This is a genomic window from uncultured Bradyrhizobium sp. (assembly GCF_947648125.1).
Classification (GTDB): Bacteria; Pseudomonadota; Alphaproteobacteria; order Rhizobiales; family Xanthobacteraceae; genus Bradyrhizobium.
On record NZ_CANSMR010000004.1, the window covers coordinates 309,684 to 332,692 of the forward strand.

General features: G+C 62.7%; 11 protein-coding genes. 9 read left to right on the plus strand and 2 right to left on the minus strand.

The annotated features are described in order from the left end of the window. Positions 1-22: 22 nt before the first annotated feature. The 7 genes from Q0030_RS10880 (at position 23) to Q0030_RS10910 (ending at position 16,331) form a co-directional block, all read left to right on the plus strand. Positions 23-409 (plus strand): hypothetical protein, encoded by a 387-nt coding sequence (locus Q0030_RS10880; protein WP_298366350.1) that lies wholly within the window; start codon positions 23-25, stop codon positions 407-409. A gap of 867 nt (positions 410-1,276) precedes the next feature. Next, positions 1,277-4,417: an efflux RND transporter permease subunit gene (locus tag Q0030_RS10885; RefSeq protein ID WP_298366352.1), complete on the plus strand. Its 3,141-nt coding sequence runs from the start codon at positions 1,277-1,279 to the stop codon at positions 4,415-4,417. Positions 4,418-4,445: 28 nt separating this feature from the next. Further along, the gene (locus Q0030_RS10890; RefSeq protein ID WP_298366354.1) at positions 4,446-7,679 is read left to right on the plus strand and encodes an efflux RND transporter permease subunit; all 3,234 of its coding nucleotides are present in this window, start codon (positions 4,446-4,448) and stop codon (positions 7,677-7,679) included. Further along, entirely contained in the window at positions 7,676-8,761 is a 1,086-nt protein-coding gene (locus tag Q0030_RS10895; RefSeq protein ID WP_298366356.1) for an efflux RND transporter periplasmic adaptor subunit, read from the plus strand. Before Q0030_RS10890 ends, Q0030_RS10895 begins: the two co-directional genes overlap by 4 nt. A gap of 19 nt (positions 8,762-8,780) precedes the next feature. Beyond that, a complete protein-coding gene (locus Q0030_RS10900; RefSeq protein WP_298366358.1) occupies positions 8,781-10,097 on the plus strand; it encodes an efflux RND transporter periplasmic adaptor subunit in 1,317 nt (438 codons plus the stop codon). After that, entirely contained in the window at positions 10,094-13,195 is a 3,102-nt protein-coding gene (locus tag Q0030_RS10905) for an efflux RND transporter permease subunit (RefSeq protein WP_298366360.1), read from the plus strand. The genes Q0030_RS10900 and Q0030_RS10905 overlap by 4 nt, the downstream gene beginning before the upstream one ends. Positions 13,196-13,208: 13 nt before the next feature. After that, positions 13,209-16,331: an efflux RND transporter permease subunit gene (locus Q0030_RS10910; RefSeq protein WP_298366362.1), complete on the plus strand. Its 3,123-nt coding sequence runs from the start codon at positions 13,209-13,211 to the stop codon at positions 16,329-16,331. 1,107 nt (positions 16,332-17,438) lie between these two features. On the opposite strand, the gene Q0030_RS10915 is transcribed toward Q0030_RS10910, so the two are convergent. Beyond that, the gene (locus tag Q0030_RS10915) at positions 17,439-18,923 is read right to left on the minus strand and encodes a hypothetical protein (RefSeq protein WP_298366364.1); all 1,485 of its coding nucleotides are present in this window, start codon (positions 18,921-18,923) and stop codon (positions 17,439-17,441) included. Between the two features lie 181 nt (positions 18,924-19,104). Further along, entirely contained in the window at positions 19,105-21,120 is a 2,016-nt protein-coding gene (locus Q0030_RS10920; protein ID WP_298366366.1) for a hypothetical protein, read from the minus strand. A 178-nt stretch (positions 21,121-21,298) separates the two neighbouring features. Between Q0030_RS10920 and Q0030_RS10925 the strand changes: the two genes are divergently transcribed. Together Q0030_RS10925 and Q0030_RS10930 are read left to right on the plus strand one after the other, a co-directional pair. Further along, positions 21,299-22,666: a hypothetical protein gene (locus Q0030_RS10925; protein WP_298366368.1), complete on the plus strand. Its 1,368-nt coding sequence runs from the start codon at positions 21,299-21,301 to the stop codon at positions 22,664-22,666. 1 nt (position 22,667) lies between these two features. Beyond that, entirely contained in the window at positions 22,668-23,000 is a 333-nt protein-coding gene (locus Q0030_RS10930) for a hypothetical protein (protein WP_298366370.1), read from the plus strand. Positions 23,001-23,009: the final 9 nt, after the last annotated feature.

Consider the following 23,009-nt stretch of genomic DNA (forward strand, 5'->3'; position numbering starts at 1 on the left):
TCGGGCTATCATGACACTTGTCGTGAGCACGAGCCTATTGGCAACCGCAGGGTTGGCCGTGGCCAAGAACGCCCACCACAATAACGGCCATAACCTTCTTGGTGAGAAGATTCACAAGAACGGGAAGCATGAAATCGGAAAGATCGGCAACAACGCCGTCGTTGCCGAAGTTAGCAATGACAAGGTGGTGGGAATGAGCGCCGGCAATTTGCCGGCGCAGAAGGTGAAATCCAGCAAGAAGATGGCGGGGGCCGACACGACGCAGGTTGCCGCGAACGGTCCGATTAAGCTTGCCCAGGTGGGCGATTACTACGCGTACTGCTTCGATACCGGCATTGACGTGGAGTGCTATTGGTACCCGGCGACTGACGTGATCGTAACCGATCCGTGGTCGCCCTATCCGTATTGAGTTCCAAGTCCAAGTATCGGCCCGCGGCGGATGCTCGTCGCCCCCAAAACGAATGAGGTCGCCAATTTTGGCGGCCTCTGCTCGTCGAAAGACTTAGCGCTTGAGCTTGCCCAGCGCGTAGCCGGGATGGCCGGAAACGGATCCGTTGGTCTGCATTTGCCCGCAACAGTCGGAAAGCATCCGCCGCGTCCTTAGACTTTTGCTCTCTCGACAAGATCATCCCCGGAGGGCGTGGTCCCGGCCTTGGGACAGTCCTAGGGTTGGCCGAGACCGCGCTCGCCACCGCCGCTGGCCATCCAATGTCAACGCACGACTGGATGCCGCGGGAGTGTCGAAAGTCATATAGAGCGTAGTTGCTCCACCGAGCGGGGCGCCAGCCGCAGCCGCTCATTGATACGCGAGAGTTAAACACGTGATGAGGTAGATCGTCCCGGCGACCACCAACGCGGTGACGCCAATCGAGAAAAGGACGCGCCACACGGTAGAGGTCATTTCTTGGCCTTGAGCCCCCGATCTCGACCAGCGAAGGCCGTGCCGCGTCAATCTCACTGAAAGGCGGCACCACACAAGGGGTTCAAAAGGGACATGCATCACAATGGCCCGTCACCGCGTGCGGCACCGGAAGCAAACGTAATGGTAGGAGCTGTTCGTTTGATTCTCCGGCATCATAAAAGAGAAACGGCGCCATTGCGGGCGCCGTTTGATTGATTTGCTTCAGAATCCGCGCTGCGGACGCACTATGGGTGCATTTGCGGAAAGCCGCCTCTACCTCAAGTACTTGCGTCGAATCTCTAAATTGACTCAATCAGCTTATTCACGAGGTGTTCAGCCTCACACTCGTAGTTTAACCTCTGAGAGGAGAGGTTTATGAACCTAGCTGGGCCATCGCTGCGCCGACCTCTGACCGTTGTAGTCGCAATACTAGCGGTCGCGCTGGCCTCAATTCTGGGGCTGCAGCGGATGCCCAAAGACGTGCTTCCGAACCTGAACGTCCCGACAATCTACGTTGCGCAAGCCTACGGAGGCATGGACCCGGCTCAGATGGAGGGCTACCTCGCGTTCTATTTCGAATATCATTTCCTCTACATAACCGGAATCCAGCACGTCGAGTCGAAGTCGATCCAGGGCGCGGCCCTGTTGGAACTGCAGTTCCATCCCGGCACGGATATGTCGCAGGCGATGGCGGAGACCGTCGCCTATGTGAACCGCGCGCGGGCGTTCATGCCGCCCGGCACGTTGCCGCCGTTCATCACGCGCTTCGACCCGGGCAGCGTTCCGGTGGGACATCTGGTGTTCTCTAGCGAGACCCGCTCGATCGAGGTGTTGCAGGACGCGGCGTTGAACCTCGTGCGACCGCTGTTCGCGACCCTGCCGGGCGTATCTGCTCCGCCTCCGTTCGGTGGCAACGCGCGCAGCGTCGTGGTCAACCTGAAACCGGAGCGGCTGCGTTCCTATCATATGAGTCCTGAAGACGTCGTTGCCGCAATTAGTGCTGCCAACGTCGTGAGCCCGTCGGGGAACGTGACGATCGGTGGCAGCTATCCGCTGGTGCCCGTCAATTCAGTCGCGGGCGACGTCAAAGCCCTCGAAGCCGTACCCATCAAGAACGGCAAATTCCCCGCCGTATTCGTCCGCGACTTGGCGGAGGTCGTTGACAGTTCGGACATCGTGACGAGTTACGCGCTCGTCAATGGCAAGCGGGCCGTCTACGTGCCCGTGACAAAGCGGGCAGACGCCTCGACGATCGATGTCGCAACACTTGTCAAGGACAGTCTGCCGCGTTTCCAGGGCGTCCTCCCGTCTGGCGTGACGGTCAGCTACGAGCTCGACCAATCGCCCTATGTCACCCGCGCCCTGGCGGGGCTGCCCATCGAGGGCGTGATCGGGGCTTTGTTGGCCGGGCTCATGGTGTTCCTGTTCCTGCGCAGCGCGCGCAGCGCCTTGATCGTGATCCTTACCGTGCCTCTCGCGCTGCTCGCCGCCATTCTCGCGCTTTGGCTCGCCGGCCAGACCATCAACATCATGACGCTTGGCGGCTTGGCCCTGGCCGTCGGCATCCTTGTCGACCAGGGGACCGTCTGTGTGGAAAACATCCACGTCCACAGGGCCACAGGCAAGGGCATCGCCCGGGCCATCTACGACGCGACGCTCGAAACAGCCGGGCCGCAACTGCTCTCCATGCTTTGCGTCGTTGCGATGTTTACTCCGGCCCTGTTGATGACAGGCGCCGTCCGGGCGATGTTCCTGCCGCTGGCGATTGCCGTCGCATTCGCCATGGCGGCCTCTTATCTTCTGTCGACCAGCCTGGTGCCGGTGCTCGCGGTCTGGCTGCTGCGGAGCTGCACCGCCCACGTCGATGGAAGCCCGTTCGCTAGGCTTCGAACCCGCTATGCCGATACGCTGCAACGATTAGTCCCGCGACGCGGGCCGCTTGTCCTGGCCTATGCGGCGACAACTCTCGCTGTCGTCGTTCTCGTCGGCGGCCGGCTCGGAACGGAAATTTTTCCGCGCGTGGATGCCGGGCAGATGCAAGTGCGCTTGCGTGCGCCTGCCGGCACCGACATCGATGGAACCGAAGCTCTGGCGCGCCGCGCGCTGGAAGTGATCCGGAACGATGTCGGGACGGATAACGTCCGGACCTCACTCGGATTAGTCGGCGTCCATGGCTCTGCCTATCCGATCAACCTGCTTTATTTATGGAACGGCGGTACTGAAGATGCGGTGTTGCAGGTGCAGTTGAGGCCGGGCACGACCCTGACCGGAGCGCTTGAGGAGCGCCTGCGCAGGGATTTTGCCTCCCAAATTCCGAGCGCCGGTTTTTCGTTCGAACCCGTCGATCTGATCTCCCGGGTGATGAGTCTCGGCGCGTCCGCGCCGATCGAGGTCTCGATCGGCGGGCCGGTGCTCGCCAGCAACCGGGCCTTCGCCGAGATGATCCGGGCACGGCTAGCGGAAATCCCGCAACTGCGCGACGTCCGCTTCGGCGCGCCGCTCGACTACCCGACCGTGAACGTTGCGATCGATCGCGAACGGGCCGGAATCCTGGGCGTCGACATGCGGCAGGCCTCGCGCGCTCTGGTGCCTGCCACATCGTCGAGTCGGTTCGTCGTGCCCAACTACTGGGCCGACCCTGAAACTGGCATCACTTATCAGGTGCAGGTTCAGATCCCGCAGCAACTCATGACCTCGCTCGACGAGGTCGGCAATCTCACAATCAAGCAAGAGAACGGCGAATCGGTCTTGTTGCGCAACGTCGCGCGGATCAGCGAAGGGAACGCGCCCCGGGAATATGACCGCTACAATGGCCAGCGTTTCATCATGGTCCAGGCCGGGCTTGCGCCCGGCGAGGACATCGGCTCAGCGTCGCGGCTGGTGTCGCATGCCCTCGCCGATCTCGGCCCGCCACCGGCGAAGGTTTCGGTGACCGTGCGCGGCGCGGTGGTGCCGATGGGCGAGATGCTGGAGGCCTTTGGGCGCGGCATGGCGCTGGCGGTGATCGCGATCTTCCTTTTGCTCACCGCTTATTTCCAGTCGATCAGGCTCGCGCTGATCACGTTGTCGACCGTTCCGGCGGTTCTCGCCGGAGTAGCGCTGGCGTTGGCGTTGACCGGTACGACGCTGAACGTCCAGTCGGTCATCGGCGCGATTATGGCGGTCGGGGTCGGCGAGGCGAACGCCATCCTGCTGGTCAGCTTCGCCGAGACATCGCGCCGAAAAGGTGCGACCGCTATCGAGGCGGCGCTCGAGGGAGCGAGGGGCCGGCTGCGGCCGATCCTTATGACCAGTATTGCGATGATCGCCGGCATGCTGCCGATTGCCTTGGGCTGGGGTGAGGGCAGTGGCGAAATGGCGCCGCTGGCACGCGCAGTGGTCGGCGGGCTCGCCTTCGCAACGCTGGCGACACTCATTGTGCTGCCCTTCGCATTTGCGCTGGTCCAAGGCCGAGCCCATCGCCGTTCGGCATCGCTCTATCTTCAGGGAGGCGGCGTAGCTCCGAAATCCGCATGAACCGAACCTCTTCGCCAGTGGTGCGTCGATGAACCTCGTGACATTCGCGCTGATCAGACCTGTCACCATCGTCGTGACGGTGGTCGCGGTGGCACTGCTGTCGCTGCTGGCCTGGCAACAAATGCCAAAGGACGTGTTTCCGACGCTGAACGTTCCGACGATTTATGTCGCGCAACCGTTCGGCGGCATGGATCCGGCGCAGATGGAAGGCTATCTGACGTACTATTACGAGTACCACTTCCTTTACATGGCGGGCGTCGAGCACGTCGAGTCGAAGTCCATCCAGGGCGCAGCGATCATCAAGCTACAGTTTCATCCCGGCACCGACATGTCGCAGGCGATGGCGGAGACGGTCGCCTACGTGAATGCCGCCAAGGCCTTCATGCCCTACGGCACCTTGCCGCCGTTCATCACGCGCTTCGATGCCGGCAGCGTTCCCGTCGGCAATCTGGTCTTCTCCAGCGAGACGAGGTCCGTCAACGAGATTCAGGACGCGGCGTTGAACCTGGTTCGCCCGCTGTTCGCGACGCTGCCGGGGGTCTCCGCTCCGCCACCGTTCGGCGGCAGCGCCAGGACCATCGTCGTCAAGCTGAAGCCCGAACGGCTCAAGTCCTATCAGATGTCACCCGACGACGTCGTCGACGCGATCACCAAAGCCAACCTGGTCAGTCCGTCGGGCAACATGATGCTGGCCGGCATGTACCCAATGGTCCCGCTCAACGCCGTCGCGGCGAACGTCAAGGACCTCAACGCGGTGCCGATACATCCCGGCGCCTTGCCGACGGTCTTCGTGCGCGACGTGGCGGACGTGCAGGACGGTGCCGACATCGTGACGAGCTACGCGCTCGTCGATGGACGGCGCACCGTCTACATCCCGGTCACCAAACGCGCCGACGCCTCAACGCTGTCCGTCGTCGACGAGGTCAAGCGCAACATCGCCAAATTCCAGACCGTGCTTCCGAGCGATGTGAAGGTCAGCTACGAATTCGACCAATCCCCCTATGTCAGCCATGCGCTCTCCGCCTTGACGCTGGAAGGTATTCTTGGCGCAGCGCTGACCGGCTTGATGATCCTTCTGTTCCTGCGCGACGCGCGCAGCGCCTTGATCGTGGTCGTCAATATCCCGCTTTCGCTGATGGCCGGCATCTTCGCACTCTGGCTCAGCGGCCAGACGGTCAACATCATGACGCTCGGTGGTCTGGCGCTGGCGGTCGGCATCCTGGTCGATGAGGCCACCGTCTGCCTGGAGAACATTCACGTGCATCTCACGCGCGGCAAGGGTCTCGCCCAGGCGGCCTGTGACGCCACCGTGGAAACGGTGGGGCCGCGGCTCTTGGCGATGCTGTGCATCGTGGCGATGTTCACCCCCGCGCTGTTCATGGTCGGAGCCGCCCGCGCGATGTTCACGCCGCTTGCGTTGGCCGTCGGCTTCGCCATGATCGGCTCGTACTTGCTGTCAAGCACGCTGGTCCCGATCCTGTCGGTCTGGCTGCTGCGCGGTCACGAGAACCCGACGCCTGGCACCGAGCGCTTCAGGGGTCTTCAGGAAGCCTACGCGCGACGCCTGAACTCGCTGGCGCCGGCCAGGTTGCTGATGGCGGGTTACCTGGTCGCGTCAGTGGTCGTGATTGTTCTGGTCGGAAGCCGTCTCGGCACCGAGATCTTCCCGCGGGTCGATGCGGGGCAGATGCAGGTACGGTTGCGCGCGACCGCCGGCACCCAGATCGACGGCACCGAAAAGGTCGCGCTGCATGCCCTCGATATCATCAAGCGAGACGCCGGAGCGGACAACGTCCTGATCTCCCTCGGCCTGCTCGGCGTCCACGGATCGAACTTCCCGATCAATTTCGTGCATCTGTGGAACGGCGGCCCCGAAGAGGGCGTCCTCCAGGTCCAGCTGCGAAAGGGCACCGGCGTGCGTATGCGGGACCTGGAGGAGCGTCTCCGCAAGGATTTTGCCGCCGAGATCCCGACGGCGAGCTTTTCGTTCGAACCTGGCGACATCGTGAGCCGGGTCATGAGCCTCGGGGCCTCGACGCCGATCGAAGTGGCGGTCAGCGGCTCGGACCTCGCCGAGATCCGCCGCTTTGCCGAGAAGGTGAAGGATCGACTGAGCGCGATCGGCCAACTGCGCGACGTTCAGTTCGGTCAGTCGCTGGACTATCCGACGGTCGACGTTGCGGTGGATCGCGAGCGCGCCGGGATCCTGGGCGTAGATATCCACCAAGTGTCCCGTGCGCTGATTCCGGCGACATGGTCCAGCCGTTTCGTCGTCCCCAACTACTGGGCCGATCCCAACAGCGGCGTCGCCTATCAGGTGCAGGTGCAGATCCCGCAACAGCTGATGACCTCGCTCGACGACGTCGGCAACCTGTCGGTTCTCGAACACAAGCAAAAGGAAATGGACAAGGTCGAAAAGGACAAGAAGGCCCCCAAGCTGGAGAAGATGCACCCGGACGAGAAGGACGTTCTGCTGCGTAACGTTGCCCAAATCAGCGAAGGCACCGCGATGTCCGAATACGATCGCTACAACATGCAGCGACTGATCACGGTCAAAGCCAATCTCGGCACCGGCGATCTCGGCTCGGCCTCACGGCTGGTCTCGAAGGCGCTGGTCGATCTTGGCCCACCGCCGCCGAAGGTCTCGGTGGCCGTGCGCGGCGAGGTGGTGCCGATGCAGGAAATGATGCAGGGGCTGGGACGCGGCATGGCGCTTGCCGTGGTTGCGATCTTCCTGCTGCTGACCGCCTATTACCAGTCGGTGAGGCTCGCATTGATCACCGTGTCGACGGTTCCCGCGGTGCTGGCCGGGGTCATCGTGGCGCTCTGGCTCACCGGGTCCACACTCAATATCCAGTCGTTCATCGGCGCCATTATGGCGATCGGCATCGGCGAGGCGAACGCCATCCTACTCGTGACCTTTGCCGAGAATGCGCGCCGCGACGGCACCAGCGCGGCCGAGGCCGCGGTGGAAGGCGCGCGAAGCCGGCTGCGTCCGATCCTGATGACTAGCGTGGCGATGATCGCCGGCATGACGCCGATGGCGCTCGGCCTGGGCGAGGGGGGCGGCCAAATGGCGCCGCTCGGCCGCGCGGTGGTCGGCGGGCTCGTTTTCGCCACGCTCGCGACCCTCGTTGTGCTGCCGTTCATTTTCGCGCTTTCACAGCAGCGGGCCCATCGTCGGTCCGGATCGCTTCATCCCGCTGACGATCGCAGCCCGCACTACGAACCAGCCATTTCAAGCCAGGGTGAGGTCATATGAAGGAATTGGTCCCCGTGCCGCTCGCGGCTGTTCTGTGCATGTCGGCGTTCCTGTCCGGTTGCGAACAATCGGTGCCCGGGCCCGCCGCCGCGAATCCCGCACCGGCGCCGCGCCTGGTGAAGATCGTCCACCCTCACAGGGGAGAGGCGCATCGCTACCTGACGCTGCCGGCCGAGGTCCATCCGTTGTATCAAGTGACCTTGTTTACCAAGGTCGCCGGATATCTGGATACGCTCACCGTGGATAAGGGCGACGCAGTCAAGAAAGGCGACTTGATCGCCAATATCGACGTGCCGGAGTTGCAGGTCGAGAAGGTCAAATACGCCGCCGAACTCGATCTGGCGACGGCTACACTACAGCAGATTGAAGCTGCCGCGTCGAAGGCGGGCCAGGGCGGTGATGATACCGACAAAAATCTCGCGGTGGCCCGCGCCAAACTGAATGTCGCCAAGGCCAACGTCAAGAACACCGAGACGATGCTGAATTACGCGCGCATCAGCGCGCCGTTCGATGGTGTCGTGACCAAGCGCTACGTCGATCCGGGCGCGTTCATCCCGGCGCCGAACGCCGCCGACACGCCCGAGGCCGCGGCAATCGTGAACCTTACCGATTTTGCGACGCTGCGCATCCAGATCCCGGTTCCCGAGACCGAAGTGCCACACATCACCATCGGGCAAAACGTGGTAATGACGACCGACGACCTGCCGGGTAAGCGCTTCGAGGGCACCGTGACCCGTTATTATCAGGCGTTGGACCGGCACACCAAAACCATGCTGACCGAAGTTCAGATGCCCAATCCAAAGCTGGAGCTGCGTCCCGGTATGCTGATGAGCGCGCGGATCGACATCGAGCAGAGGCACGACGCGCTTCTGCTGCCGGCATCCGCCCTGGTGAAGGAAAAGACCGGCACGTTCGTGTTCACCGCAGTCAACGCCAAGGCCAAGAAGGTGCCGGTGAAAGTCGGCTTCAGCGACGGACCCGAGGTTGAGATCGTGAGCGGCGTGGCGCAGGGCGACGCGGTGCTTGCGGGTCAGCAGGGGTTGCAGGACGGAGATGCCGTCATGACCGACGGTGCGAGCTAGATAGATAATCGGTTCTCCGATGGCAAAATGGATCTGGGTTTCACTTGTCCTTCTCCTCTTCGGCGCGGCCGGTTGGTGGTATTTCGATTCCCAATCGGGGGCAACGATGACGGCTTCCGAAGAGGCGCGTGGCTCGGGGACCGGGCGCGGCGGCGGAGGTGGCGGTCGACGAGGCCGGCACCGGCAGGGCGGGCCCGTCGTTGTGACCACGGCATCGGTGAGCCGTCAGGACGTTCCGATTCATGTGGACGGTATCGGAACTGTTCAGGCCTACAATACCGTCACCGTTCGCGCCCGGGTCGATGGGCAGCTCGACAAGGTGATCTTCACGGAAGGACAGGACGTCAAGGCCGGTGACGCGCTTGCGCAGATCGATCCGCGTCCCTACCAGGCGCGGCTGAGCCAGGCGCAGGGGGTGAAGGCCAAGGACGAGGCGCATCTCGCCAACGTCAGGCTGGATCTGGAGCGCTACGTCAAGCTCGGCGAATTCGCCACGCAGCAAAGCGTTGACACCCAAAAGGCGCTGGTCCGGCAACTGGAGGCGTCCTTGGAGACCGATCAGGCCAATGTCGACTCGGCCGCGCTCGAGCTTGACTACACAACGATCAGGGCCCCGATCACCGGCCGCGTTGGTGTCCGGCTGGTCGACGAGGGCAATATGGTCCGCGCGGCGGAGGCGACCGGCATCGTGGTGATAGCTCAGCTTCAGCCGATTTCCGTGACGTTTTCACTGCCTCAGCAAAATCTCACCGCAATCAATGACGCGCTGGCGAAGAGCAAGGTCCGGGTGACGGCCGTCGATGCCGACGGCAAGACGGTTCTCGAAGAGGGTGATCTCGTGGTCGTCGATAACCGCATCGATGCGCAGACCGGGACGATCCGCCTGAAAGCGACCTTCGCCAACCCGAACCGCCGGCTCTGGCCCGGTCAATTCGTCAACGTCCGGGTCCAGCTCGATACCAGGCGCGATGGCACGGTGATCCCGACCACCGCAGTCCAGCGCAATGACGGCGGGACCTTTGCTTATATCGTGGGTCCGGGCGACAAGGCTGAGCTTCGCCCGATCCGCGTCGGACAGGTGGCGGGTCCGACCGCCCTGGTGGAATCCGGTTTGGAGGTCGGCGAGAAGGTCGTGATCAACAGTCAGGAGCAGCTTCGGCCGGGAGTGACCGTCATTCCAACCGAGGAAACCGGCGAAGCTAAGTTGGAGGCGCCGGTCAGCGTCGGGTTAGGCGAGTCCATCAGGGCCGCTCCGGCGGTGCCCTCGCGCCGTGAAACGGCAGACGATGCCGCGAAGGGAGACGAGTCCGGCAACCGCCGTGGAAATCGGAGATGAGCGTCTCGGCACCATTCATCGCCCGACCGATAGCGACATCGCTGCTCAGTATCGCCGTCCTCCTGGTCGGCTGGCTTGGTTTTCGTCTGCTTCCGGTCTCGTCGCTGCCCGAGGTCGATTTTCCAACCATCCAGGTCTTGACGCAGTTGCCCGGAGCCGGGCCGGACACCATGGCCCCGCTGGTCACGACGCCGTTGGAGCAGCAGCTTGGGCAGATCGCCGGGCTGACGCTGATGACCTCGACGAGTTCGTTCGGGATCAGCGTAATCACGATGCAGTTCAGCCTGGAGCGGGACATCGATTCGGTTGGCCAGGATGTACAGGCCTCGATCAATGCCGCAGGGGCTTTTCTGCCCGCTAATCTGCCCTACCCGCCGATCTACAAGAAGGTCAACCCGGCCGATCAGCCGATCCTCATCCTGGCGCTCACCTCGGACTCGCTGCCGATCACCAAGGTGAACGACGTCGCGGATACCGTGCTGGCGCAGAAGCTCAGCGAGGTGAGCGGCGTCGGCGCCGTCACGCTGCAGGGCGGCCAGAGGCCGGCCATCCGTGTCCAGGTCAACCCCGTCCAGCTCGCGGCCTACCGGCTCAGCCTGGAAGAGGTGCGTGCGGCGCTGGCGCGGGCCAACGTCGCGCAGCCGAAGGGCAGCTTCGACGGACCGCGTCAGGCGTTCATGATTGGAGCGAACGACCAGATCCTGGCGCCAGAGGCTTATGCCAACGTGATCCTGGCCTACCGCGATGGCGCCCCGGTCAGGGTTCGCGACGTTGGAACCGCTGTCTCGGGACCGGAGAACACCAAGGTGGGAGCCTGGTTCAACGGGCGCCCGGCCGTGCTTCTCGACATTCAGCGCCAGCCTGGTGCGAACATCATCCAGACCGTCGACCGCGTTCGCGAACTGCTGCCGAGGCTGCGCGCGGCGCTGCCGCCCGACATCCGGCTCGCCATATTGTCCGACCGCACCGAAATGATCCGGGCGAGCATCGCCGAAGTCGAGCGCACGCTGGTTCTCACCATCGCGCTCGTCGTCCTTGTCATCTTCCTTTTCCTTCGACGATTCTGGGCGACAGTAATTCCGAGTATCACCATGCCGTTGTCGATCGTCGGCACTTTTGGCGTCATGCATCTTGCCAAGTTCAGCCTCGACAATCTCTCTCTGATGGCGTTGACCGTCGCAGCCGGATTCTTGGTCGACGACGCCATCGTCATGATCGAAAACATCGTGCGCCACATTGAAGACGGCGAAACGCCACTCCAGGCTGCCTACAAGGGCGCGCGCCAGATTGGGTTCACGATCGTCTCTCTCACCGTATCGATGATCGCGGTCTTCATACCGTTCCTGTTCATGGGTGGCATCGTCGGGCGGCTGTTCCGAGAATTCTCGCTGACGTTGTCTGCCGCCGTCGTGGTGTCGGCGATCGTCTCTCTGACCCTCACACCGATGATGTGCGCCCGCCTGCTGACGCCTGGGGCGGTGGCGACCGCCGGCAGCTGGCTCGCCGGACCCGAGCGGGCATTCTTGGCGGCGCTACGATTTTATCACAGCAGCCTCGCCTGGGTGATGCGCCACGAGACTGCGACCCTTGCGGTCGCTATCGCGACCCTTGTTCTGACCGTCGTGCTCTATGCGACGATTCCGAAAGGCTTCTTGCCGGCGCAGGATATCGGCGTGATCGTTGCCACCACCGATGCTGGACCGGAAATTCCGTTCAGCAAGATGGCGGCGCTGCAAGCGAAGGCGGCCGAGTTCGCCTTGAACGACCCCAGCGTCACCGGCGTCGATTCCTTCGTCGGCGTCGGGGTCGTGAACTCGACACCCAATACGGGCCGCATGACCATCGTCCTCAAGCGACGCGGCGATCGGACCGAAACCGCTGACGAGATCATCCGCCGGCTCCGCACCGCCCTGGCGCAGGTCGCGGGACTTTCGGTTTACCTGCAGCTGGCGCCGGAGATTCAGATTGGCACCCGGGCGACCCGCACGCAGTATCAATACATCCTGGTCGATGCCAATCCGGCGGAGCTCGCGCTTGCGGCACCGCTTTTGCTCGAGCGCTTGAAGGTAAGCCCTGCGCTCCGCAACGTCGCCAGTGACCAGCAAACCGGTGGGCTTGTTGCCGACGTGGTTGTCGACCGCGACCAGGCCGGGCGGCTCGGCGTGCTCCCACAAACCATTGACGACACGCTCTACGATGCGTTCGGACAGCGCCAAGTTTCGACGATATACACGCAGCAGAACCAATATCACGTGGTGCTCGAGGTTGCGCCCGAGTTCCAGCTGGATCCCGCCGATCTGAAACGCCTTTACGTCCCCTCGAGTGCGGGCGTTCAGGTGCCGCTGGAAAGCTTTGCCACCATTCGCCTCGGAAACGGTCCGCTCGCGATTCAGCATCAAGGTCTTTTCCCCTCAGTGACTATATCCTTCGATGCAGCGCCCGGCGTCTCGCTGGAGGAGGCGATAACGGCGGTGCGGGCAGCCGAGCGCGCCATCGACATCCCGGAATCCGTTGTTGGATCCTTTGCAGGCGAGGCAGCCGAATTCCAGGAATCCCTTTCCAGTCAGGTGTGGCTGATCCTGGCGGCGGTGGTCGCCGTCTACATCGTGCTGGGTGTGCTCTACGAGAGCACGATCCACCCGATCACGATCATGTCGACGCTGCCCTCGGCGGGTATTGGCGCATTGATCGCGCTGATGCTCGGCGGCTACGACCTGTCGCTGATGGGCGTGATCGCCATCCTTCTGCTGATCGGGATCGTGAAGAAGAATGCGATCATGATGATCGACTTTGCTCTCGCCGCCGAAAGGACCGCGGGCCTGGCGCCGGCGGCCGCCATCTTCGATGCCTGTCTGAAGCGATTCCGCCCGATTATGATGACCACGATGGCCGCGCTGTTGGGAGCGGTGCCGCTGGCGCTTGGCTCAGGACCGGGTTCGGAGTTGCGTCGGCCACTTGGCATTGCCATCATCGGCGGCCTGCTGCTGAGCCAGTTCCTGACGCTCTACACTACGCCGGTGATCTATGTGGCGCTCGATCGCGCGCGGCGGGCGGTCAGGAGCACCGCGTGGCGGCCGGCACCGAAGCCGGCGGGGTGAGGAGAAACCGGACGTGGGATTTTTCGACCTCTGCCTGAGGCGACCGGTCGGTGTTGGCCTACTCATGTTCGCCCTGCTGACGAGCGGTGCACTGGCATTCCACTTCCTGCCCCTGGCGTCGCTGCCTCGTGTCGATTATCCGACGATCGTGGTGAGCGCGGCACTTCCCGGGGCCGATCCAAAGACGATGGCGGCGACCGTCGCCGCGCCCCTCGAACGGCGGCTCGGGCAGATCGCCGGCGTGAGCGAACTCACCAGCACCAGCCTGCCCGGCCTGAGCACGATCGTCGTCCAGTTCGACCTCAGCCGCTCGATCGACGCCGCTGCACGCGACGTGCAGGCGGCGATCAACGCCGCCTCAAGCAGTCTGCCGTCCGGGATGTCGCATCCGCCGACCTGGCGCAAGAACAACCCATCCGCTTCTCCTGTGCTGATCCTGGCGCTCACCTCCGACGCGTTGCCGTCCGGGGCGGTATATGAAGCCGCGGATACGATACTGGCGCAGCAACTGTCGCAGATCAAAGGCGTCGGCCAGGTGACCGTCAACGGATCCGAGAAGCCGGCGGTGCGCGTGCAGGTCAATCCGGGCGCGCTTGCGTCCATGGGCCTCGGGCTTGAGGACGTGAGAACCGCGCTGAACGCCGCCAACGCCGCCGGGCCGAAGGGTCGCGTCGAGAGCCCGGCCGGGTCTTTCGTGCTGCGCGTCAACGACCAGTTGCGGAAGGCCGAGGAGTACAAATCCGTCATCGTCGCGACGCGTGCGGGTACGCCGGTTCGCCTGGATACAGTCGCCTCGGTGATCGACAGCGTCGAGAACGTCCGTACCTCTGGCTGGTACAACGGCAAAGCCGCCGTGCTGGTCTTTGTGTTCACGGAAGCCAACGCCAATGTCATTGAGACCGTCGACCGCGTCCGCGCGCTGATGCCGACGCTGCAAACGTGGCTGCCTCGCGCCGTCGACGTCGCGGTGATGATCGACCGCACCGAGACGATCCGGGCCAGTGTCCGCGAAGTCGAGCTTTCGCTTCTGATCAGTATCGGGCTGATCGTCGCGACGGTGTTCCTCTTCCTGAGAAGGCTGTGGGCGACCATGGCCGCTGCCGTCACGATCCCGCTGTCCATCGCCGGCACCTTTGCGGCGATGTATCTGATCGGCTACAGCGTCGACAATCTGTCGCTGATGGCGCTGACCATCGCGACCGGTTTCATCGTCGACGACGCCATCGTGGTGGTCGAGGCGATAAGTAAACAGCGGGAGGCAGGCGAGGCGCCGCTCGCAGCGGTCCGCAAGGCCGCCGGCCAGATCGGCTTCACGGTCCTCTCGATCAGCGTCTCGCTGATCGTGGCATTCACGCCGCTGCTTTTCATGAGCGGAATGATGGGCCGCCTGCTCCGCGAGTTCTCGGTGACCCTGGCAATCGCCATCGCGATCTCCGCGCTGGTGGCGTTGACCCTGATCCCGGTCATGGGCGCCTACCTCGCCAATGCCGGGCGGCAGGCTGCAACGCCGGTCGGCGGAGGACGCCTGTCAGGCTGGCTTGTCGCCTTGTATAAGCGGGCCCTCACGTTGACGCTTCGTCACCGCGCGCTGACGCTGGCGAGCCTCGGCGTAACCGTGCTCGGCACGGTGGCGCTGTGGATGGTCATGCCCAAGGGTTTCTTTCCCCAGCAGGACATCGGCACCATCGTCGCCATAGCCGAGGCGCCCGCCTCCATTTCATTCCGGGCCATGACCGATCGCCTGCAGGCGGTGATGCGCATGACCATGGATGATCCGGCTGTCGCCAGGGTAGGCAGCTATACCGGTCAATCAGGTGCCGCTCCCAATCAGGCGCGCCTGTTCGTCGCCTTAAAGCCGCTGGCGGAACGCAAGGTCGGAACCATCCAAGTCATCAACCGCCTGCGCCGCCAGGCCCGCGAACTGCAGGGGGTCACGCTCTTCATGACGCCGGACCAGGAACTGCGCATTGGCGGACGGGTCTCCAAGGCGCTGTATCAGTTCACCCTGACCGGCCCCGATGTGGCCGAGCTGGAGACCTGGGTCGGCCGCCTGGTTGAAAACTTGAAGCAGTCGCGGGAGCTGCGGGACGTCACCACGGATATCGAAGGCGGCGCGCTGCAAACCATTCTGGTGATCGACCGCGACGCCGCCTCGCGTCTCGGATTGGCGGCGCAGGACATCGACCAGGCGCTCTACGACGCGTTCGGTCAGCGGCTGGTGTCGGCGATCTACGACACGCATTATACCTACCATGTGGTGCTTGAGGCCGATCCGCGGCTGCAGGAGGACCCGTCCTCGCTGACGAAGATATTCGTCGCGGGACCTGCCGGGCAGCAGATTCCCATGACCGGCATCACGCGCATCGAGACCGGCGTCCAGGTCAATTCCATCGCGCACCAGGGACAGTCTCCCGCCGCGACGTTGACCTTCTCGATGGCTCCGAGACTGCCGATGGAACGCGGCACCGAGATCATCGAACAAGGCATGCGTGATCTCGGCGCGCCGGATCACATCCGCGGCAGCTTCCAGGGCACCGCACGCGCCTTCGCCGATACCGTCGGTGACCAATCGGTGTTGATCGCAGCGGCACTGATCGCCGTCTACATCATCCTGGGCGTGCTCTACGAGAGCGCGCTCCACCCTCTGACAATTCTGTCGACGCTCCCCTCGGCCGGGATCGGGGCGATCCTCTCGCTTTGGGCGGCGGGACGTCCGCTCGACCTGATCGGGATCCTGGCAGTGATCCTGTTGATCGGCATCGTCAAGAAAAACGCCATCATGATGATCGATCATGCGCTTGCAGCGCAACGCGAGCGTCGATTGCCGGTCCAGGATGCGATCGTCGAGGCTTGCCTTGTCAGGTTCCGCCCCATTCTCATGACGACATTGACCGCCATGCTCGGCGCTGTCCCGCTGGCCCTCGGTAGCGGGGTCGGCGGGGAATTGCGCCAACCGCTCGGCATCGCCATCATCGGAGGGCTCATCGCAAGCCAGCTCCTGACGCTCTTCACTACCCCGGTCGTTTACCTAGCCCTTGAGGGACTTCGTTCAAGAGCCGTGGGGAGCTCGGTGCGGCGTCAAGTCGGCGGTTGCGATCACGACGCAGCGCGACTGCGAAGCTCCGGCGATACATGAGGACGCCCGCCGGTGGGTTGGCGGCTTGGAAACAGTTGGCCTTCACTATCGCAAAACCATTGAGAGTCTAAGAAAACGGAAGAGTTGCGAAATGCATGGTGATCCGAGGTATCAAAAAATGACACGGATGGTACTCATATTTGCTGCCGCGCTAACGAGCTGTCTCGCGGGATGCAACGAAAGCTCTTCGAACGATGACCAAGCGGGCTCAGGAAGAGGCGGAGGGGGGGGCGGACGATTACGCTCTGCGTGCCAGCTCGACATAGAAAAGTTGTGTGCTAACGAGCAGCATCCGAAGCAATGTTTAGCCAGTCACGAGAACGTATTATCTAGTTCGTGCAAGGCTGCGCTCGAGGAACGGGGAAGCCGGAGGTAGGAGCGACAAGAAATCGCGATCCAAAGACAAAGAGCGCCGTCTTGGCTCCAGGTCGAATGATCCCAAATCGTCGTGCATGAAGCTGACGAGCTAAATCCACTCCTCGGTTTGCTTTATCCCGCCGAATCGAGGTTCAAGCGTGTCAATGGCTGGCGCATGCACTACCTCGATGAGGGGCGTCACGACGATTTTCGAAGGAATTATGGGCGCCAAAACTACGCCGCTTCCAAACAACGTCGATGAACTGCACACATTTGACCATGAGAACCTGATCGATCTTTCGGGAAGATCGCGAGTCTGGACAGCAAAATCTTGAAGATTTGTCCGCCTCCAGAACCGCCAAAATCGACCGAAGCGGCTCCGCTGCCGAAAACTCCCATGGAAGAATTCATCGACGGATCCAAAACCGAAGACGCAAAAAAGACATCAGGTTCAGCCCGGAAATCGCGAACAATCCAAATCCAAAGCCGCCATTGAGAAAGGAGGCAATTCCATTCTTGATAAGTGGCGCGCCACCCAGAATAAAACTGCGAACTCCTACAGCATTGAAATTGTGATATAATTTAAACGCACCCTTGCGCGCATTCCCGAGCACCGAAGGTGCCGGGCCCACTGCCAGCGCGGGAAAACGCCCGCCCTGCGGGGACAGTCGAATATCCCGAACGCGCTCACCAGTGACGCCAGCTTCAGCATGGATTATTCACTAGGAAATTCTTGCGCGGAACGAAGCTTCATCTCGCCGTTGCCTTCAGATCCAATTTTTCAAGAATTTCGCCGGAATTGCCTGCCGCTGCATTGAAATCGCCGAGCGCTACGCCGGCTGCGCTCTTTGCCTTCCCGCTGACCTCAAGTGTCCCTGGCTTTTTGGCGAACTCCGTGAGCGCCACATTCAGCAGCCTGCCGCCCGGCGAATTGCCGAACACTGCCGAAAAGCTCCTTGCAGCTCGGCGCGCAAACGCTTCGCGCACGGCATCTGTCGACTTTCCGTCCTTTTTGGCCTCGCGCGCGACGGCGCGCTCAAACCAGCCTTTGTCCTCGATGAGCAGATCGAAGGACTTGGCGGTCGCGTGCGCCCGCGCCGCAGCAGCGGTCGAAGCGTCGGCCGCAAAGGCATCGCGAGTGACGTTGCCAAGTTGGCCGCGCAGCGTGATCGACCCCAGTCCGGCGACGTCGAGCGCGGCGTTCTTGACGACAAACTCGTTCGCTGCCTCCGCCCAGTTTCCCTCGACTGCGATCGAGATATCGAGCCGGTCATATCCCAGGTCCCGAAGCGCCTTGCCATGCTCCGACCCCGCCGCCAGCGCAAACGATAACTCCTTCGCTGCCGCCTGCAGATGAGTGGGGATGCCATTGTGCGGCTGGTCGGCGGCTAACAGAAATTCCTTGAATTGCCATTTCCAACGCTCGTTCGTTGCCTTGGAACCGGGGATGTCGACCACCGCTCCCGCAATCGCAACGCCGCCAAGGAGCGGACCGTTCGTCTTCGGCCAATCCTTCAGCGCGCCGGCCTTGGCGCGAAAATCCGTCAGACTGATGCGATCGGCCTGCAGGCTGCCACCCGTCGCGGTCTTGAAGCTGAACGCGTTCCAGGCCAGCGCACCGACGACGCGGCGCGGTTCGTTGCCGTCGGCGATCGGCATGTCGGTGAAGAGACGCGTTGCGAGGGCCAGATCGGCGTCCGTGACGTTGACGGCACCGAAAGCGCCCTCATCGCTTGCCGCCGGGCCCTTGACGGTGCCGCCGGCCATCCCCGCCGAACCAACCTTGCCCTGAGCGATGTCGCGCAGGACGAGATCGCGTCCGGTTATCGTCTGCTTGCCGCCGGTGCGCGCATACTCGATGACGATTTCGGGAATCGTCGCGCGCTCGGCGGTCAACGTCGAAAGCCGGCCAGCCAGCGGCTCAGTGTTGTTTGCGTTGAGAAGGACGGCCAAGTCCTGCTGCGCGAGAGCAGATCCGGCAATCTCGACTTCGCGCATGCGATATGACGTGCCGCCGATATTGATCATGACGTCGCGCAAGGTGACATTTTCGGCCGCCAGGGCCGGCGTCACCAACGAGAAGCCCGATGGCAGCCGCAACTGGCCGATGCGCATCGTGGCGCCGTCGCCGAGCGGCAGGGTGATATCGCGGAGCGCGACACGACCATCGACTGCCGCGATCTCGAGCTGTCCGATGCTTGCGCCGGACCAGGCGCGCGCGATCGCGAGCCGCATTGCGGTCGAGGAGCCTGCGATCGCAAGGACTCCCGGCAGGCCGATGGCTACGGCAGCAAAGCCCAGCCTGCGCCAGCGAGCACGAATCTTCATGGCCGACTCCTTTCACCGTCGCGGGCGCTTCCAACGCCAGGCCTTGGGCGCGCTGCGTCACGCCTTGTCGCTTCAATCGTCACCTGCATCAGGGCTTCCACGCTGGAGTTGTCGGCGAGACCGGCACCATCCGGCCGGGTGTCGTCGTCGTCGAGAGCGATGGCGCGGAGGGCCCGCGCGGGGCGGAAGGCCCGGTGGGCCCCTGGATCCCCGGCGCGACGGTGTGCGTTGACGGAAGGGAAGGCGCGCTCCTCCGTGCATCGGTTGGTCCCACGATCCCGGGCGCGACCGTATGCGTTGACGGAGCGGAGGGCGTATGCCCTCGCGAGTCGGTCGGCTCCTGGAGTCCCGGCGCGATCGTATGCTGCTGCACACGCGACGGATCGGATCCGACCCGCTCGGAGGGCAACGCCAGATCCGGTGCGGTCCGGCCCTTCGGCCGCTGACATTCACCGTCCGATGTCGCGACCTGCCCATCCGGGCAGCGTGACCGCCTGGTTTTCCTGGTTTCCTCTGTTTCGGCGGGGACGGCGATCGATTGATCGCCACGGGCGGTCCTGCCCCGCCTTGAAAATTCTGGATGAGACAAATCGAGTTTCTTGCTCGGCACGCACGCGATGCCGTCGTAGCTCGCCATGCCCGCCGGACAACACTTCATCGAGCCGGGCGGCGAATACAGGCCTTTTGCACACTTCGCGCAGACGCCCAATGTTTGCGAGTTGGCAAAGTCACCCAACGGTCCGAGCGTTGGCTTCTCGTAGATCGCGTACTCGTTCGCCTTGCATTTCTGGCACGATTTGCTGCCCACATCGTAGATGCTGCCGTCGGCGCAGGCCGGTTCGCAGGTCACCGTCGCGGGGGAATACGGATCCGTACTTGCGACGCGTTTAGTCTTCCAGCCGTCGCCACATTGCGGCCCTTTGACACAAACGCCATCACGGATGAACTCGTCGGCACCGCACTTTTTGCAGACGCCGTTGACGGAAACCTGGCCGAAATCGCAGGCCGGACACGTGCCATCAGCATTGATCGGCCCGCTGCTGGGGCACTTCGCGCAGACGCTGCCGTTCTGGTAACCCAGCAGCTTATTGTCGCAAGTACAGGCAAAATACGACGCGTCCGAGACCTTGGAACTCATGTGGTACTTTGTGTCGCCCCCCGTCAGCGGACCCTTGCTCTTGTATGATGTGCCGTCCGGGCAAGTGCAGGAGCCGTTGGGAGTCCAAAACTGCAGGTATCCGCCATCGGTATTGCTAACAAAGTTGTCGACATAATTCCCAATCAACCAACCTGGCTGGCATGCCGGATAAACATAATTCGTCGCCGCGTCTTGACCGCCGCCTGCACAAGAATTAAGGCCGCACTCGACCCATTCACCCACCTTTTCCGGAAAACTGATTATCGCCTTTGCCGCATCGGCCAACGCCGTTGCGACTGTGTCCGCACACGCGGCCGTCTTCTCCACCAGTTCGACGGATTTATGAGCCAATGCCACGAGCGTGCCGGCGACCTTGCAGCCGCAGTCGATATAGTCGAACACCGGCTTAAAGGTGTTCTGTAGCAGGGTCCACAAATCATCCGCGGCGGCGTTCATGAAATCGGTCAGGCTGCTGCCGACCGGTTGAAGGGCTGCGTCGATGACCTGACCGATGACCGGAGCCTGGTAGACGAGCTGTTTGATCCCGTCGACGATGAGCCCGACCACCGTGTTCCTGACCAGATCAATGCACGAATCGTAGTCGGTGAACCGGTTATCGGCCCCAAGCGCCGCGAAGATCACTCCGACCGCAATACTTAACGCGTCGCCGCCCGCAATCTTGCCGGCACATCCTATGAACTTAGGGTCCGTGGCACCCTTTGCCTCCTCCTCGGTGAGCTCCAGCCCAACTTTGACCATATCGCCGCAATCGCTGAAGCTGGCGTTGGCTGGCATGACCGATCCAACCTGGCCGATGTATGGGACGGTCACGACGGGCGTGACGGCGAGCAGAAGCGCAAGAAGCACCGATGCTAAGCGCGTCGCCCAGCGGGGACGCCTGGCATTGCCGCGATGCAGGCCGGGCCTGGTTCCGACAATGTCTGTAGAACGCGCCTTCACGCCCATGGTCTCCGTGGCAGATTCGCAACAGCCGCCGAACTTCCTCACGCCCGGCTACGTTAGACAGGGAGAAATCGCGGCGGTATCCGTCATTTGCCGGTTGGAGGCCGTGCCGTTTTCGGAAAGCTTGCGGTGATTTCGAGATCGGTGGATCGGCGTCAGGCCGGTCGGACCGGCAGCAAGCGTGAGTTTGAAACGGGCGCAGCATCAACGCGTTGCGCCGATCCGGGGCGGCCTGAGCATGCGATGCGCGAACAAACGGCACCTGTCTTTCTGCCGTGCAGCCTTGTCGATATTCGTGATGCTTGCCGGCCTCACGTCAGGTGCGCTGGCGCAGGAACAGACGACGCAGCAATTGCGGTTGCCGCAGCGCGCATCGACGCAATCATACGATCAGCGCTGGCAAGCCACATTCGACAGTTCGATCAACTATACGGTCGCGAAAACTTCCGGCGTTTCCGCGTTTTTCGGCGACACCCGGACCCGGCAGGTGCAGACGCCCATTGGTTTCGCGCTGACCGGCCGCCCGAACGAGCTTTGGAAGATCGATCTCGGTATGCGCGGCAGCTACGTCGACGTTACGCAAAAGAACAACCTCTCGTCGGTCAACTTTTCCGGATTTCTTGACACGTCCCTGACGAGCGCTGCGACCTATTACGGCTTTTCTGGCTTTCAGCCGTTCGTGTCGCTCAACATGAACCTGCCTACCGGCAGAACGAATTTTGCCGGATCCGCGTCCGGAGGCGCCAAACCGGATCCCGATATCTTTCAGATCGCGGGCTTTGGCGAAGGATTAAATGTCGGCCCCACGGTCGGCGTCAGCATTCCGCTGAGCCAGTCCTCCGTCGTGTCGTTTGCCGTCGGCGAAACCCTGCGCGGCCAGTTCACCCGAGACGACGTCGGTTTCGGAATCGGGCCAGGCTCGGGCCTGACGGAACAGCTTCGTCCCGGTGACGTCACGACCCTGACGGCGACCTATGGCTATGCGGCCGGGCCGTTCTCGTTCCAGGCCCAGGGCGCCTATTCCTGGGAAACGCTGACGATGGTCGACGACACCCCGTTCTACAAGGCGGGTAACCGTTTCCAGCTTTCCCTGGCGGCCGGCTATGCTTGGACCGAACAATGGTCGTCGCGGCTGATGGCTTCGTTCTCCCATTTCGACAAGAACAACATCCTCAATCCGCCTCCTCCCGGCACATATGGTTTGGAGCCCTTCAACTCCAACAATGACGTCGTCAACGTCACGTTCGACACCACTTACAGGCAAGGGGCCTGGTCAGTCGGACCGACCGCTGGCCTGATGTTTCGCCAGCGCAATGGCTACGACCCGACCACGTTCCAGTTCGTTTCTGCGAAGACCGGTTGGACCGCTGGCGGAGTTGCCCAATATGCGATTACAAACCAGGCTTCGTTGATCTTGCGCGCGCAGCACATGTGGCTGTCGGTGGATGGCAGCCCGCCCAAATCTCCACTGTTCGATCCGGGCTCGGCCAGACCCGAACTCCGGAGCGACGCCTGGCTCCTGTCACTTGGCGGAACGATACAATTCTAAGATGAAGATGAGACTCAAAATGTGCATGTCTCGAACGTCTCTTATCACGGCCGCGATTGTTGTGGCGTTTTGTAGTGCTGCTCACGCAGAGGCGCCGTGCCTCGAGGGGCGCGCGCCACAGGGCGGCTGCCTCAATCCGATGCTCGCCAGTGTCGTCCGTCAGGGCACGATCATTGCGAGCCAGCCAAAGATTTCCTACACGGCACCGCTGAATTTGCCGAGCCAGGACGGGTTCTTTCCCCAGTCGCGGCAGCGCTACGAATATTTGAATCTCTTTGCGAGCCGGGCTCCTCGACCTGGCGGCACGCCGCCCAATCCAGCAACGATGCCCTAGGCATGATCA